Source organism: Luminiphilus syltensis NOR5-1B (genome assembly GCF_000158175.1).
Lineage (GTDB): Bacteria > Pseudomonadota > Gammaproteobacteria > Pseudomonadales > Halieaceae > Luminiphilus > Luminiphilus syltensis.
The window spans coordinates 716596-730800 of the sequence record NZ_DS999411.1 but is presented as its reverse complement, the minus strand read 5'-3'; the positions used below and the strand labels follow the sequence as shown (position 1 = coordinate 730800).

General features: G+C 59.2%; 15 protein-coding genes. 6 read left to right on the top strand and 9 right to left on the bottom strand.

Features of this window, described 5'->3' with window-relative positions:
* Positions 1–18: 18 nt before the first annotated feature.
* On the top strand, positions 19–855 hold the full coding sequence (locus tag NOR51B_RS14800; RefSeq protein ID WP_081443881.1) for a heme-dependent oxidative N-demethylase family protein: 837 nt from the start codon (positions 19–21) through the stop codon (positions 853–855).
* A gap of 41 nt (positions 856–896) precedes the next feature.
* The gene (locus NOR51B_RS03320; RefSeq protein ID WP_040481699.1) at positions 897–1217 is read left to right on the top strand and encodes a DUF6482 family protein; all 321 of its coding nucleotides are present in this window, start codon (positions 897–899) and stop codon (positions 1215–1217) included.
* Here the strand turns inward: NOR51B_RS03320 and NOR51B_RS03315 are convergent.
* From NOR51B_RS03315 to NOR51B_RS03305, 3 genes are read right to left on the bottom strand one after another with little or no spacing between them, the layout of a single operon-like run.
* Positions 1214–2035, bottom strand: coding sequence for a GTP cyclohydrolase II (locus tag NOR51B_RS03315; protein ID WP_009019508.1), 822 nt, complete (start codon positions 2033–2035; stop codon positions 1214–1216). The two genes, NOR51B_RS03320 and NOR51B_RS03315, sit on opposite strands and share 4 nt — an antisense overlap.
* Before the next feature lie 11 nt (positions 2036–2046).
* Entirely contained in the window at positions 2047–3039 is a 993-nt protein-coding gene (locus NOR51B_RS03310; RefSeq protein ID WP_009021188.1) for an agmatine deiminase family protein, read from the bottom strand.
* An 8-nt stretch (positions 3040–3047) separates the two neighbouring features.
* Positions 3048–4043, bottom strand: a complete 996-nt coding sequence (locus NOR51B_RS03305; protein ID WP_009018977.1) for a carbon-nitrogen hydrolase — start codon at positions 4041–4043, stop codon at positions 3048–3050.
* Between the two features lie 143 nt (positions 4044–4186).
* Between NOR51B_RS03305 and NOR51B_RS03300 the strand changes: the two genes are divergently transcribed.
* Positions 4187–5659: a coniferyl aldehyde dehydrogenase gene (locus NOR51B_RS03300; RefSeq protein ID WP_009020194.1), complete on the top strand. Its 1473-nt coding sequence runs from the start codon at positions 4187–4189 to the stop codon at positions 5657–5659.
* Here NOR51B_RS03300 and NOR51B_RS03295 read toward each other — a convergent pair.
* The 4 genes from NOR51B_RS03295 to NOR51B_RS03280 form a co-directional block, all read right to left on the bottom strand.
* Positions 5656–6960 carry a DUF3422 domain-containing protein gene (locus tag NOR51B_RS03295; RefSeq protein WP_154647585.1) on the bottom strand — a complete coding sequence of 435 codons (1305 nt, stop codon included), beginning with the start codon at positions 6958–6960 and terminating at the stop codon, positions 5656–5658. The genes NOR51B_RS03300 and NOR51B_RS03295 overlap by 4 nt on opposite strands.
* A 39-nt stretch (positions 6961–6999) precedes the next feature.
* Positions 7000–7599, bottom strand: coding sequence for a DUF4136 domain-containing protein (locus tag NOR51B_RS03290; protein WP_009019501.1), 600 nt, complete (start codon positions 7597–7599; stop codon positions 7000–7002).
* A 75-nt stretch (positions 7600–7674) separates the two neighbouring features.
* Complete coding sequence (locus NOR51B_RS03285; protein ID WP_195891463.1) at positions 7675–8706, bottom strand: DUF3080 family protein; 1032 nt, start codon at positions 8704–8706, stop codon at positions 7675–7677.
* A 16-nt stretch (positions 8707–8722) separates the two neighbouring features.
* The gene (locus NOR51B_RS03280) at positions 8723–9349 is read right to left on the bottom strand and encodes a glutathione S-transferase family protein (RefSeq protein ID WP_009020510.1); all 627 of its coding nucleotides are present in this window, start codon (positions 9347–9349) and stop codon (positions 8723–8725) included.
* Between the two features lie 158 nt (positions 9350–9507).
* Between NOR51B_RS03280 and NOR51B_RS03275 the strand changes: the two genes are divergently transcribed.
* Positions 9508–9936: a c-type cytochrome gene (locus tag NOR51B_RS03275; RefSeq protein ID WP_040482291.1), complete on the top strand. Its 429-nt coding sequence runs from the start codon at positions 9508–9510 to the stop codon at positions 9934–9936.
* 53 nt (positions 9937–9989) lie between these two features.
* On the opposite strand, the gene NOR51B_RS03270 is transcribed toward NOR51B_RS03275, so the two are convergent.
* Entirely contained in the window at positions 9990–11501 is a 1512-nt protein-coding gene (locus NOR51B_RS03270) for a YifB family Mg chelatase-like AAA ATPase (RefSeq protein ID WP_009019319.1), read from the bottom strand.
* 71 nt (positions 11502–11572) lie between these two features.
* The gene (locus tag NOR51B_RS03265) at positions 11573–11851 is read right to left on the bottom strand and encodes an accessory factor UbiK family protein (RefSeq protein ID WP_009019153.1); all 279 of its coding nucleotides are present in this window, start codon (positions 11849–11851) and stop codon (positions 11573–11575) included.
* Positions 11852–12456: 605 nt separating this feature from the next.
* Between NOR51B_RS03265 and glnK the strand changes: the two genes are divergently transcribed.
* The gene (gene glnK, locus NOR51B_RS03260) at positions 12457–12795 is read left to right on the top strand and encodes a P-II family nitrogen regulator (protein ID WP_009020280.1); all 339 of its coding nucleotides are present in this window, start codon (positions 12457–12459) and stop codon (positions 12793–12795) included.
* 27 nt (positions 12796–12822) lie between these two features.
* Positions 12823–14058 carry an ammonium transporter gene (locus NOR51B_RS03255; RefSeq protein WP_009021245.1) on the top strand — a complete coding sequence of 412 codons (1236 nt, stop codon included), beginning with the start codon at positions 12823–12825 and terminating at the stop codon, positions 14056–14058.
* Positions 14059–14205: the final 147 nt, after the last annotated feature.

Sequence of the window (14205 nt, the reverse complement as noted above, 5' to 3'; positions counted from 1 at the left end):
AACGTGGGAGCTGATGCCATGCGTCCATTTTTTGTCACAAAAGACGGTGAGCCACCTTTCCAGCCGCATCGGCGTGGGTCTCAGGAGCTGTCCATGGGCATGGTGCCCATGGGCGACCAATGGATCGATTTTGATACCGATGTTGCCGCCTGGAAAGCACACAAGCTTGAGCAGCGGGAGCTGCGTGGTGACAGGGTCTATCGCGTGCTTCCAGAGGCGCTGGACGCGGCGCAGGAGTTGTCGGCGATGATCGCGGACCTGCCTGAGGTGGACGGTGCAGCGCTCGCAAGCGGTGGTATTGCAGCCGAAGAGCGGTTGTGGCGTGCATCCCTGCAGGTGCCCGATGACCTGATCATCATGTTGCCCGGAGATGACGAGGGCTATCGTTTGGTGGCGGCGAGTCTTTGCAGTCCCAGCCACTGGAAGTTGCCCGAGAAGATTGGCAAGCCCATCCGCCGGGTGCACGATCCGATTCCCCGAGTTCACGATACGCTCAGCCCCAAAATTGATCGCTTCTTTGATCGCATCCATCCGGACAATCCGGTGGAGCGTCACAACTGGTCGATACAGTGTCCGCCGGAGCTTTTCGCCGATTCCAGGTATGACCGCGATGCTGTGCCGGAGGATGCCCCCCTGTTTTACCGCGCCGAGCGGCAGACCCTGCGGCGGTTACCCCGGTCCAACGCCGTCGCGTTCACGATACGCATCTATATGACCCCGCTCGATGATTTTCCCGAAGGCTTCGGCGAGTTATTTGCGGCGATCGACAATACCCCGGAGGAGCTGGCCGTTTATAAGGGCTTACCGCGATATACCGCGGCGCTCAAACGCTATCGGGATCGACAAAACCGCTAAATTCATAACCGCGTAACAACGGTTCAGACAATGGACGTGCCATGAAAATCTCACTGCGTGAACTGGGAAAAGCCCCGGACGCCATCGACAAGCTGATTATCGAATCGGTCGATCTGTCGCTCTATATCGCCAGTGCATCAATTGCTGGAGAAGAACGGGTTATCAGCAAAAACGACGGTTCTATCCTGAAAACGCGCAACCTGCTCGACATGAAGCGCCAGCTCAAGTCAGTCGCGAGTTGCGAGATGATTTTGCGCCAGCGCAGCCCCTACGATGAGATGGTCGGTCACAACTATCAGGCGACAGACAATACCCTCGAGCTGTCACTGGGCGATCAGCCATTGCCCGAGTGGTTGAGCTAGGGATTCGAGAGATCTTCCTCGTCGATTCGGTGTCCCCACTGGCGTTTGGCCTGCAGGTAGCGGAGATTACAGTCATCGACGCCGGATACATGTTTGACCCGCTCAAGATTGGGCACACCAAAGGCTCTGAGGTCTTCGATTTTTTTCGGATTGTTGGTCATTAACCGCAGTTTCCGGCCGGCGCCAAAGTAGTGCAGTAGGGTAGCCGCGTCAGAAAAATCCCTGGAGTCATCAGGCAGCCCCAGCGATCGATTGGCCTGATAGGTGTCCTCGCCGGCGTCCTGCAGCAGATACGTTGCCGCCTTTGCCCACAGGCCGATACCGCGGCCTTCATGACCGGCCATGTAAATCAGGTAGCCCCCCTGCTCATCGGTGGCTATCCGATCGATGGCCGCCTCGAGCTGGGGTCCGCATTCGCAGCGACGGGAGCCGAACACATCGCCGGTCAGACAGCTTGAGTGGACCCGCACCAGCGGCGCTTCACTTTTTTCCGGTTCACCGATGACCAAGACACTGTTGACCGCGATGCTCGAGACCAGCTCCGAAAACAAATGCTGGCCGCCGCGCTCGCGGAGCGTGCTCGCCAGTGACTCCACTTCGCTGAGCTCGGTGCTGCGCACGGCGGCATACCAGCTCGCTACCGGCTGCTCTGTGCCCCTGCTCAGCGGCAATGGGATGGGCCCCAGCACATTGAGCGCACGCTGCCCTTCGGCAAGGGGGGCATCGACCGCCACCGGATGTCCGGCGCTGTCGATACGGACGAGCTTGCCATCGTCGATGAGCTGCCGACGGACTTCAGGATTGAGGTAAGTAAACATGTTGTCCTATGTTAGCAGGAGGCAGACGGGGCCGGTTGTTGCTGGGTGATGCAGTGGATGCCGCCACCCATGGCGAATATTACTCGGGCGTCTACGGGTCGGATCTCTCGACCGGGATAAATCTCAGACAATATCTCCTGTACTGCTCCGTCATTGGGGTCATCGAAGCTCGGACAGATCACGGCGCCGTTGCAGACGTAATGGTTGATGTAGCTGTAATCCACCCAGTTGATATTATCGCGCAGGGTTTTGGGTGCCGGCAGCTCGACCACGGTTAAGTCCGCTTGTTCAAGAGCATCGCGCACCTCTCGGCAGATTTTGGCATCGGGGTGTGCGGTATCGGTCTGCCAGTGCAACAGCACCTGCCCAGCGGGTGTGAAGCAGGCGACGATATCCACGTGGCCGCGGGTGCCGTGGTCAAAGTAATCGCGATACAGGCCTCGCGGCAGCCAAAGGGCGTGATCGGTCCCCAGTCGCTGATGAACTTCCTCCTCGACATCCTCCCGGGACCAGCCGGGATTGCGCCCTTCATCACGTTGCACCGTTTCAGTCAGCAGTACTCGACCGGTACCATCAACGTGAATACCGCCTCCTTCATTGGTCAGCGGGCTGGATTCGCGTTCGATGCCGGCAATCGCGCAGATGCGACCCGCCAGTTCGTTGTCACGTTGCCAGTCGAAGGCGGTGTGATCGCCCCAGCCATTAAAATTCCAATCGATACCGCGCAGTTCACCGTCGACCTCGACGAAGGTGGGTCCGGAATCGCGCAACCAGGCATCGTCGAGGGGACAATCGTGCCGGTGTATCGCCCCCGAGACCAGTTTGGCGGCGATCGCCGCGTCCTCGGGGCTGACCAGCAGGTGTAACGGTTCATGCTCGGCGATGGTATTGGCGACGGCGGACCAGGCGGCCTGGGCCTCCGCAGTGCTGACTCCGGTGCCCGGATACGACTCCTGGGGAAAGCTCATCCAGGTCGCCGTGTGCGGCGCCCATTCGGGGGGCATGAACCGACTCATTGTGGTTTGATCCCGGCAATACCGCCGGCGGCCCCGTGGCCACCCTGCGTTCGCGGGTTGGCGACGTCATCGCAAAGCGCGGCATAGGTATCGGGACGGCGTGTGGCCAGAAATGGAAATAGCGTCAGCCAATCTTCACGCCAACCAAGATCGATGTCGGCGACCAGGGTGACCTCCTTGTCCCTGGGTGCCTGCGCCAACAGTCGACCGAAGGGGTCGACGATAAAACTACTGCCATAGAATTCGACGGTGCCTTCGCCACCGAAACGATTGGGTACGGCAATAAACAAGCCGTTGGCGATGGCGTGACCGACGATGGTCTGGCGCCAGAGCGGCTCGGTGTCGAAGTCGGGGAAGTCCGGCTCGGAACCTATGGCGGTGGGGTAGGCGAGCATCTCAGCCCCGCGCAGCGCATAATTGCGCGCCACTTCGGGAAACCATTCGTCCCAGCAGGTGGGTAAACCCAGGGCGGCGTCGCCGCTGTCAAACGCCATGTGGTGCACGGGGTAGGGCGCCTCATTGGGTCCCGGTGCGAAGTAATGATCTTCGTAGTAGCCGGTGGTGACGGGAATATGCAATTTATGGGTGTGGGCAATCAGTTCCCCGTTGGGAGAGACCACAATCGCAGTATTGAGTCCCCGGCCATCGTCGGCGCCACTCAGTTGGAATAAGGAGGCGTGCACATGCAGGTCATAGCGCTTGGCGAGTTCCGCGGCGAACAGGAACGTGGGACCATCGGCCAGGGGTTCGGCGGTCGTATCCGCGCGTCCCTCGGGCAGGGTATCGGCCGGATACCGGGACAATGTCAGCTCGGGCAGGAACACGATTTGTGCGCCTGCCATGGCGGCAGCGGCCACCCCCTCTTCGATTCGCCGTTTGTGCGCTTCGGGATCCGGGTACCAGCGCATCTGGTAAAGCGCGATGGTCAAAGGTCGACTCACACGGTCGTGAGGGCAGAGGCTGGGTAGTGCGGGGGCGCGCAGAATATCCATGGACAATACTGAGATCGGGTGTCGGGGAGTGTGAGAGTAAAAGCCTCTGGGTTTTGGCACAAGCGTATCGGGTTTGGAGACGCCCCTTCGGCTCCGTCATACTTCCCGCGCAAGAACCCAAACAGCGAACCCTGGAGGATCCGGTGAGCCCGGTAGACGTCACAGAAGCGAATGTAACGGGCAGCATCGATCTGTCATCGAGTGTGAACGAAACGCTGTCTGCTGTCCTTGAGGAGCAGCGAGTCGCCTATCGTGCCGACCCGGTGCCGGACACCGCCACTCGCTATCGCGACCTGACCACACTGCATCGGATGATCAGCGAGAATGTGGATGCCATCGTCGCAGCGATCGATGCCGACTATGGCGGCCGATCCCGGAATGAGACCCTGTTTACCGAGGTGATTACCTCGCTCGATACGCTACTGAGTGCACGTCGGCAGTTAAAAGCCTGGATGAAAACCCAGAGTCGGTCCGTCGACAAATTGCTGTTCCCCGGCGCAAAAAACCGGGTCATTCCGCAACCTCTGGGCGTGGTGGGCCTGATCATTCCCTGGAACTTCCCCTTAAACCTCGCCTTTTGCCAGCTGGCGTCCGTATTTGCTGCCGGCAACCGCGCGATGGTGAAAATGTCAGAGCACTCGAGCCGGCTCACAGCGCTACTGGTGAATCTGACACCGCGTTATTTCGGTCGCGACAAACTGGCGTTTTTCGCCGAGACCGGCGGTGTTGGTGAGATGTTCAGTCGGCTACCGCTCGACCTGCTGATGTTTACGGGCTCGGGCACGACGGGGCGCAAGGTAATGGCCTCTGCAGCCGCTAACCTGACCCCGGTTATTCTCGAGCTGGGGGGCAAGGCGCCGGCGGTTATTGACCCCGACTATCCCCTTGAAAAAGCGGTGGAGCGAATCCTCTACGTCAAGCAGCTGAATGCCGGCCAGATATGCACCAATGTTGATTACGTCTTTGTGCATCGGTCGCAGCGCGATGCCTTTGTGCGTCTGGCCACCCAATGGGCCGAAAAGCATATCCCGGATATCCTCAGTCAGGATTACACCGCACTGATCGATGACCGCTCCTATGAGCGTATCGCTGCCACTGTTGCCGATGCCGAGCTACACGGGGCGACCGTGATTAACTGTACCGGTCAGCCGCCCGAGCCGGGACCGCGAAAATACCCGGTCACGTTGGTGCTCGACACCACCGAAGCCATGGAGATTCGTAAGCGCGAGACCTTTGGCCCGTTACTGATGGTGCTGGACTACGAGTCGCCGGAAGAGGTCGTGGATTACGTCAACGCCCGGGATCGACCGCTGGCGCTTTATCCGTTTAGCAATGCACCCAAACAACAGCAGTACTACATCGATCGCATTATGTCCGGCGGGGTGACCGTCAATGATGCCTTGCTTCATGTGGCGCAACACGATCTGCCGTTTGGAGGCGTCGGAGCCAGCGGCATGGGGCATTATCATGGCTACGACGGCTTTTTGGCCTGTTCCAAACTGCGACCCGTGTTTTACCAGGCTTCGTTCTCGGGAATGCGCTATCTCGCCCCGCCTTATGGCCGTCTGGCGGATAAAGCGTTGGGCTTTCTCCTGAAACGGAAAATGAAGCGCTAGTCGGACTTCTGGGTGATGCGTCGTCGTACCCAATGCACGAACACCCAGACCGAAACCAGCACCAGGGGCGTCATGATGCCGGTAGTTATCTTCGGATCCAGGGGCGAGCCCAGCGCTTTTGCAGCGGTGAGCATGTAATTGATCAGCCCCAGTGAGTAATAGCTGATGACGAAGATGGAAAAGCCCTCAACGGCTTCCTGCAGCCGGACCTGCATTTCTGCATTGCGACTCATACTCTCGATCATGCGATTGGTCTGCTGGGTTTGCCTGACACCCACCATCGAATTGAGCAGGCTGGTGGCCCGCGAGACCCGCTGGGCAAGCTGATCGATGCGTCGCTCTGCTGCCAGGCAGGTACGCATGGCGGGCTGAAGCGAGCGCAATAAGAATACCGAGTAGCGCGGCTGGGTAAGCACGAGCTCTTCGCGCAATTCCTCCAATCGCTGTTCGACAATGCTGGAGTAGGCTTTTGCCGCACCAAAGCGGTAACTCGTAGCGGCGGCGAGATGTTCAGTCTGGGCCGCCATCATCGACAGGCGATTGAGCATGGCGTCGTGGTCAACGGTGTCGCGATCGGCGGCCAGCGACTCCATCAACGGTTCAAGCTCGGCTTCCAGCGCGCTCAAATTAGCCATGGTTTCCCGTGCCAGCGGCAAAGCGCTCATGGCTTGCATGCGGTAGCTATCGGCCTCGATAACGCGCTGCAGGAGGCGACCGATCGCCCCCGGGGGCAATTCATGGTCGACGATGACAATGCGCGAAAAGCCCTCAGCATCAAGGAGAAAACTGGACCAGAGCGAGGCTTTGCCGTCGGCAACGGGCCCGCCGTACAGATTGTCGGCCCCGAGGCTACCGCGGATAACCGCCATATCCATGTCGCCAACGGTTTGTTTCAACACCTCGACTTTGATGCCGCAAAAAAGCTTCTCGCCAAAAAGAGAGCGCAGTGGCTTGGGCGCAAGCCCAAACGCGGGCTCGCTGAACAACGGCGCGGCGTTACCGGGAACCAGGCAGGTCACACTGTCAGCATCCGTATGGCCTTCCCATTTGACCAGTGCGCTGCCAAGGGTGGTCTGATGGTGTCGGCTGCCGTCGACGGGTGACGCCTGGCCGTGACTCTGGCACAGTCGCGCGAAGTTCTCCCGGGCGTGACTGGACGGTCCCTGCCGCTGAAAAACCTGATGACTGCAGCGAAAGGGCGAGGCCATTTGTGCGGTGGGTCGGGCGTGCCACTCATTGTTCAGCTGCGTACGCATGAACAAGGCATCAGTCGACACTCTCTGGTCTGGGTTTGACTCCATGGTTACGCGTTCCTGGGTACTACACCCGGCTTCGGTTCCTTACTCCCCCGTCATGGGCGGAAAATTGTTCAGTATGACCCGGGCAGCGTTGTTCAGGACTTCCTGATCATTGATGTTCTCGCCCTTGAGTTTCGACTGGGTCACGGCTCGCCATACGGAGCGCTGCTTCTCGGGTTCGATCATGTCGACGATAAAGGTTCCCTCGGTGTAATTGCTGACCCTGACTTCGGTATTGTCAAAGCAGCTGTAGCAGTTATACATGGCATAACGGTTATAACGACTGTAGCCCATGGACATACCGTAATTGGGCGAGTTGTAGGTTTTCACATCGGTTTTTTCGGCACTAATCAGGTGCCAGCTGATGAGTAGGTCGGCGTCGGCGGCGCTGTCGACCATCGTAAAGCCCTTTTCAGAAAGCGCAGTCCTGAGCGCCGTATTCAGCCGCTCTTTCTGAAAGTCGGCCAGGTTAACCGGATTTTCGCCGCTGCTCTGCCCACTCAGGGCGTAAAAGGCAATTTTCCGTTCGTCGCTGAAATCATGCTGAGGGTCGAAATCGACGACCGGCTTGGGGGGCGAGCTGGCGCAGGCGGCAATCAGAAGGGATGCCAGAATTATCGAAATTCGCGACAAGCGTTGCATGGTGGACTCCGGGTTTGCGATAGAAAGTGGCGGAATTCTAGCAGAGCACAGCGCCGGAGTTGCAACGGATGGTACTTATTGGCCCTGAGTGCCCGCGATTGAGCCGGGGCACTCCCGAAAAACCGCCTGAATCGCTTCAACATGAGCTCGAGGGGTTCGTCTGAGGCTCGCGAGGTGCGCATCGCGCTGCTGTTGCCAGCCGGTATATTCCCGTGGGAGCACGGTGCTGAGTCGTGCTTCGAGCGCACGCAAGGGCTGCATAAGACTCACTTCACGACGACTCAGCTCGGCAAGCCATTGCTGCGTGTCCGCGGCAAAGTATTTGGCGACCACGTTTCGCAGCGTTAATGCTCGCTGTGTGGTGGTGCCGAAGGGGCACAGCGGCGACGCTTCGCCCAGCGCAAGATTGGCCTCTGCGAGGGCCTCATGCTGGTAGCTCGCGGCAAGCAGTAGCGTCCCACCGTCTCCCGACCTCAGTGTCGCCAGTAAATCTTCGAGATGGGGCGTTGGCGTGACGCGGTAATCACCCGCCAACCAGGCGGCGCTCTGGTTGTCGATTACCTGCAAGGCAGCGGGCAAATCACCACCTGTGTTCAAGGGGTAGTTGCCCAGGACTGCGGGTATTTTCCAGAAATCACGGTACTCGCTTCCCCCCAGCACCGCGTTATAGATTGCAGCGGGAAGGTGGGTGCGTCGAGTCGTGAAAGCGGCCTCTATTTGCCGGGCCAGATCGGGATCGCCGCGGTCTCTCAGTTTATCAATGCAGGCGGGTGCCAATCGCAGGAATTCAAGGTCCAGCAGCAGGCGCTGTGACGCGCCGGCCACGCGGCCGAGACTGCTATTGCGTCGTGCGAGATTGACCTGCAGCGCGCAATCGGACAGCGACAGAAAATCGAGCACCCCCAGGTCGGCGGTGGGAAGCACCAGAGGTGTTAACGGGGCGCTGTTGAGGCGAGGTAGTGCTCCCGGTCGCGTTGAGGCTATCGGGCTGTCGATGGCGCCGCTGAGACGATCCAGGTAGTGATCCAGCTTCGACGGGCCATCGCTGGGCTTCTGGCAGGCGGTAAGAACCAGCCCCAGCGCCAGGAGCCGAATGAGCTTTTGCACGATCGATTGGGGCGTGTCAGCGGCCGAGGGCATCCTCGGTGCGTGCGCGCCAGTCCGCCAGTCGGGTAAGTGCCGGGTCCGGAGTGACCTTGGCGGCCCATTTTGCGAATTCAATCGCGGCCAACAGATCGATGTCGGCCAGGGTGATACTGCTGCCGGTCAGGAAGTGACCGTCCTCGAGCTCCGCATTAATTCGTTGCAGTGAATCAATGAGCCTTACTTTGCCCCGTTCGACCAATGCCGGGATCTGCGGGTAGGGGGTCGTGCCGGGCAAGCTCCGGTTCTCAAAATTGGGATTACTGTTTCGAAAGACTTCGGCGACGCCCATAAAAGTGGTGTTGAAGATCCGTTGGCACCAATTCAGGACCAGGGCTTTCTCGCGGGGGGTCACGCCCATGAGGGGGCGCTCCGGGTGTAGGGACTCGAGGTACTGCGCGATCGCAATGATGGCCGTCAGAACGGTGCCATCCTCAAGTACCAGCGCCGGTACCGTTGCCTCGGGAACCAGTTTCACATAGTCCTCGCTCTGCTGTTCCAGCTTCATCATGTCGATTACTTCGGTATCCACGTGAATACCTTTGTAATCGATAAACATTTTGAGGCGGGCAGGGTTGGGTGCGGCGTCGTAGGTATAGAGCTTCATTTTTGTTTCCGGTGGCCTGTCTTGAAAGATAAATGAGAGTTTTCGCTGACAATTTAGCAGAGCGGGCGGGGCAGATGCGACAAAACGACGTCAAAGGCGAGTTTTCCAACGCCCCAGCAATGGCTATACTCCGGCGCCTGAACGAACAGGAGAAAGTAATGAAGCGTTTATTTGTAATCGTGGCAGCCCTGATTCCACTAACGGTGATGGCCGTCGACCTTTCCGACGAGCAGCGCGCCGCGATCGAGGAGCGTATCCAGCCGTACAGCAAGGTCTGTGTGACCGGCGATGAGGCGTGCTCCGCCAAGGACATGGGCGCGGCGGTCGCTGAGAGCGGTGCCCGCTCGGGAGACGCGGTATACAACTCGGCGTGCATGGCCTGCCACGCCACTGGCGCTGCGGGAGCCCCCATGCTCGGTGATGTTGCCGCATGGGAGCCGCGGATTGCCAAGGGAATGGAAGCGCTTTACGACAGCGGTATCAATGGCGTCGCGGGTTCAAGCATGATTGCCAAGGGCGGTTGTATGGACTGCTCTGACGAGGAAATTCGGGCTGCCGTCGATTTCATGGTCGCTGAGAGCCAGTGATGGTCGTGCGCACGCTGTCGTTGTGCGCACTGCGTAGAAGCCGGGCTCGATCCTCACAGCGAGTCCCCCACTCGGTGTCCGACCACGGGCATCGCACGATAATTTAGCGCTTCCAACAACGTCGACTGTTCTACGGTCGGCGCACGCTCCAGGTCGGCGATAGTGCGGGCAACCCGCAGGCAGCGGTGAATCCCGCGGGCTGACATGTGGAGCCTGTCCGCCGCCCGTTCAAACCACCGCTGTGTCGCCGCGTCCAGTGCGGTAGTGCTCATCAGTTTCGCTGTTTCCAGGCCTGCATTAAGGCTTCCCTGCCGTTCAATCTGGCGATCGCGCGCCAGAGACACTCTTCGGGCAACCTGTTTACTCGATTCATTGATATTGTTCGCGTTCAGCAGGTCTTCTGCAGTCTGGCGCTGCAGTGTGACGTGGAGGTCGATGCGATCGAGCAGTGGTCCAGACACCCTGGCCTGATAGCGCTGGATGGTGTCCTGCCCGCAGCGGCAAGTGACACCGCTGGCACCGGCATTGCCGCAGGGACACGGATTCATTGCCGCGACGAGTTGAAAGCTCGCCGGATACCAGTGCTGGCCGCGAACCCTGGATACGAGCACCTGCCCGCTCTCCAGCGGTTGCCTCAACGTGTCCAGAACGGCTCTCGGAAATTCAGCCAGTTCGTCAAGAAACAACACGCCACCATGTGCGCGACTGACTTCGCCCGGCCGCGCGCTGGCCCCGCCGCCGATGAGGGCCGCCGGACTCGCCGAATGATGTGGAGCGCGAAACGGGCGAATCGCCAGCGGGGGATCGCCCATCAAATCGCTGATTTGCATGATTTCCAATTGCTGTCGCGGATGGGGTGGTGGGAGCAGCCCGGGTAGGCACGCGGCGAGTAGGCTCTTGCCTGCCCCCGGAGGTCCGTTGAGCAGCAGGTGATGACCGCCAGCGGCTGCCACCTCGATCGCGCGTCGGGCACACCCCTGGCCCTGTACGTCCGCCAGGTCGGGATAAGCTCGGGTCTCCTGCAAATCCCTTGATGGCGCCGCCGGCGGCGCGGAGGGGGTTCGTATCAGTGCGCACGCGGACAATAAATCAACGGCACCCACAATCACGCTGTTGGGCACCCGCGCCAGCTGTGGCGCCTGTATCAATGGAACAAGGCACCGCCGCTGCGCTGACGTTGCCGCGATGATGCCGCCAAGTAGCCCGGTGCAGGGGTGCAGGCTGCCATCGAGTCCCAGTTCGCCAAAGCACTCCCAGTTTTCCAGTCCCGTCTGGGCCAGTTGTCCGGAGGCAACCAGCAGACCCAGAGCGATGGGCAGATCGTATCGGCCTCCGGCCTTGGGCAGGTCTGCCGGTGCGAGGTTGACGGTAATGCGGGTATCGGGCCACTCGAAAAAAGAGTTGAGCAGTGCACTGCGTACCCGCTCCCGGGATTCGCGCACGGTGCTCTCCGGCAGGCCGACGACAGTGAAGGCCGGCAAACCGTTGGTAATATGTACTTGAATGGCGACAGCAGGCGCAGCCAGCCCGGCGCTGCCGCGGGTGAATATGGTTGCGGTTGTCATGGTTCGTCCCTGAACCGGTATGGAAATAATCGCCAGCGGCGTGATTAGCGCCCGCTGGCCTCCTCGACGCCTCAGTCTGTTGGGGTCTGGTTGTTCTCGACTCTCGCGGTCAGCGCGTCCAATGTCTGCTCGAGTTCTTCAACGCGCTGCCGGGTTCGGCGAAGCACCTCGGTCTGGGCATCAAACTCGGCTCGACTGACGACATCAAGTTTTGCCAAGGCACTTTGCGCCAGCGATCGGGCGTTGCGATCGAGTTGCTCTATGACGGGGTTGTCCCGGTCGAGCACCCGACCGAAGAGATCGCCTAGTCCGGGGCGCCTGCCCTGGCTTTGATCGTATTGATTGCTCATTCAGCCACTCCTGCTTACCGAGTCATGCAATGTAGCGCACCTGGGCCGGTCAGCCCACATCAAAGGCGACCAATAATGGTGCATGTCGGGCACCATTTGGGTGCGGAGAGGCGTCGGTGACGCCTGACTTGCGGACCCAACTAGTCGCAAGCAACTGAAAAAACGGGAAAAAATGGGATGTGGTACGCGAGTGGCTAGTTAAATGGTGAACAGGTCCGTTCCACTCAGTGTGGGCGCTTCGGCGCCGCGCACTGAATATCGACAATTCCCTGAGAGGATTGACAATGAATGTCGCTGAGCCACTTATCGCAGCCGCTGTAAATCCAGCAGCTGCTCTGTCCGCCACTGCTCCCACCAGTGCGGTCAGCGTCGATGCACGCGGCGACGCGTGCCCGACCAACTATTACGGGTACACGGCCTCTCACGGCCTTGTCCGGTAGTTACACACTCGGCACCCCATCCACCAGATCCTGCGAGGGAACCCGATCTCAGAGACACGTGAGTGAGGGATTAACACCAGGGCCCATCAATCGTCGTTCCCCGCTGTTGATGGTTGGTCAGAAGCAAAAACGCCCTCTGCAGGGCCTAAATGATCGGAGAAGAAAATGAAGCTAGTTACTGCAGTCATCAAACCCTTCAAGCTCGACGATGTTCGTGAGTCGCTGTCGCAAATCGGCGTCCAGGGCATCACGGTCAGTGAGGTGAAGGGGTTTGGTCGCCAGAAAGGCCACACCGAGTTGTATCGCGGCGCTGAATACGTCGTCGATTTCCTGCCCAAGATCAAGATCGAAGTCGCGGTGAAGGGCGATATGGTGGAACAAACCATCGAAGCCATCACCAAGGCAGCCCAAACCGGAAAGATCGGTGACGGAAAAATCTTTATCTCCGAACTGGAGCAGGCCATACGTATTCGAACCGGCGAAACCGGCGAGTCGGCGATCTAATCACCAGAATAGGAGCGAGAAACAGAGATGGAAAACGAAATTTTTCAGTTACAGTACGCCCTCGACACCTTTTACTTCCTGGTGTGCGGCGCGTTGGTTATGTGGATGGCAGCAGGTTTTGCCATGCTCGAGGCGGGTCTGGTACGCAGTAAGAATACCGTCGAGATCCTGACTAAAAACGTCACCCTGTTTGCGGTGGCATGCACTATGTACATGGTCTGTGGTTACGCGATCATGTACGGCGGCGATTACCTGTTGAGTACGATTACCGGTGATGGCGTCGCGGGAGCGGATGAGCCCGCAACTTACGCCCCTTCGGCTGACTTCTTCTTTCAGGTCGTGTTTGTGGCTACCGCCATGTCGATTGTCTCCGGTGCCGTTGCAGAGCGCATGAAGCTGTTTGCCTTCCTCGCCTTTGCCGTGGTGATGACGGGTTTCATCTACCCGATGGAGGGAAGCTGGACCTGGGGTGGTAATGACGTCTTTGGCGCTTATAACCTCGGTGAGCTGGGCTTCCTCGACTTTGCCGGATCGGGCATTGTGCACATGGCCGGTGCCGCTGCTGCACTCGCGGGTGTAATCCTGGTGGGTGCTCGAAAAGGAAAATATGGTCCCAACGGTGAAATCAATGCATTTCCCGGTGCCAATCTTCCACTCGCGACCCTGGGTACCTTCATCCTGTGGTTGGGCTGGTTTGGATTCAACGGCGGTTCGGTGCTCGCCACTGCATCGGTAGAGTCCGCAAACGCAGTAGCGGTCGTCTTCATGAATACCAATGCGGCCGCTGCCGGTGGTTGTATTCTGGCTCTGATCACTGCTCGAGCCCTGTTTGGAAAAGCCGATCTGACGATGGCGCTGAACGGCTGTCTTGCTGGTCTGGTTGCGATTACTGCCGGTCCTGATACGCCGTCCGCCTTGCAGGCCACCTTGTTCGGTGGGCTCGGTGGCATCCTGGTGGTGTTCTCTATCGTCACGCTGGACAAGCTGAAGATCGACGACCCCGTTGGTGCGATCTCGGTTCATGGTGTAGTCGGTTTACTCGGTCTTCTGTTGGTGCCTGTCACCAACGATGGTGCCAGCTTCAGCGGTCAGATCATCGGTGCCCTCACGATCTTCGGTTGGGTGTTTGTGACCTCGCTGGTGGTCTTCACTGTCATCAAACTCGTCATGGGACTGCGCGTCTCCGAGGAAGACGAATACGAAGGCAGCGACATCGCCGAATGCGGTATGGAGGCATACCCGGAGTTCACCAAGAGCAGCTAATTCCTTTTTGGAGTGCGATTGGGCCCCTTGGGGGCCCTTTTTTTTTGGTTCATCGCGAATTTCAGGGATCCTCTATCTCCCCGCATTGGCTTCGCGTATGACGTCATTCCGCGCCCGGGCGGCACTGCCGCGAGGTGAGGTGGGCGG

Coding starts and splice junctions, on each gene's coding strand:
- NOR51B_RS03295 (WP_154647585.1), bottom strand. CDS start 6,960: ATGGAGTCAAACCCAGACCAGAGAGTGTCGACTGATGCCTTGTTCATG.
- NOR51B_RS03270 (WP_009019319.1), bottom strand. CDS start 11,501: ATGACAACCGCAACCATATTCACCCGCGGCAGCGCCGGGCTGGCTGCG.
- NOR51B_RS03290 (WP_009019501.1), bottom strand. CDS start 7,599: ATGCAACGCTTGTCGCGAATTTCGATAATTCTGGCATCCCTTCTGATT.
- NOR51B_RS03305 (WP_009018977.1), bottom strand. CDS start 4,043: ATGGATATTCTGCGCGCCCCCGCACTACCCAGCCTCTGCCCTCACGAC.
- NOR51B_RS14800 (WP_081443881.1), top strand. CDS start 19: ATGCGTCCATTTTTTGTCACAAAAGACGGTGAGCCACCTTTCCAGCCG.
- NOR51B_RS03320 (WP_040481699.1), top strand. CDS start 897: ATGAAAATCTCACTGCGTGAACTGGGAAAAGCCCCGGACGCCATCGAC.
- NOR51B_RS03265 (WP_009019153.1), bottom strand. CDS start 11,851: ATGAGCAATCAATACGATCAAAGCCAGGGCAGGCGCCCCGGACTAGGC.
- glnK (WP_009020280.1), top strand. CDS start 12,457: ATGAAGCTAGTTACTGCAGTCATCAAACCCTTCAAGCTCGACGATGTT.
- NOR51B_RS03315 (WP_009019508.1), bottom strand. CDS start 2,035: ATGTTTACTTACCTCAATCCTGAAGTCCGTCGGCAGCTCATCGACGAT.
- NOR51B_RS03310 (WP_009021188.1), bottom strand. CDS start 3,039: ATGCCCCCCGAATGGGCGCCGCACACGGCGACCTGGATGAGCTTTCCC.
- NOR51B_RS03280 (WP_009020510.1), bottom strand. CDS start 9,349: ATGAAGCTCTATACCTACGACGCCGCACCCAACCCTGCCCGCCTCAAA.
- NOR51B_RS03255 (WP_009021245.1), top strand. CDS start 12,823: ATGGAAAACGAAATTTTTCAGTTACAGTACGCCCTCGACACCTTTTAC.
- NOR51B_RS03275 (WP_040482291.1), top strand. CDS start 9,508: ATGAAGCGTTTATTTGTAATCGTGGCAGCCCTGATTCCACTAACGGTG.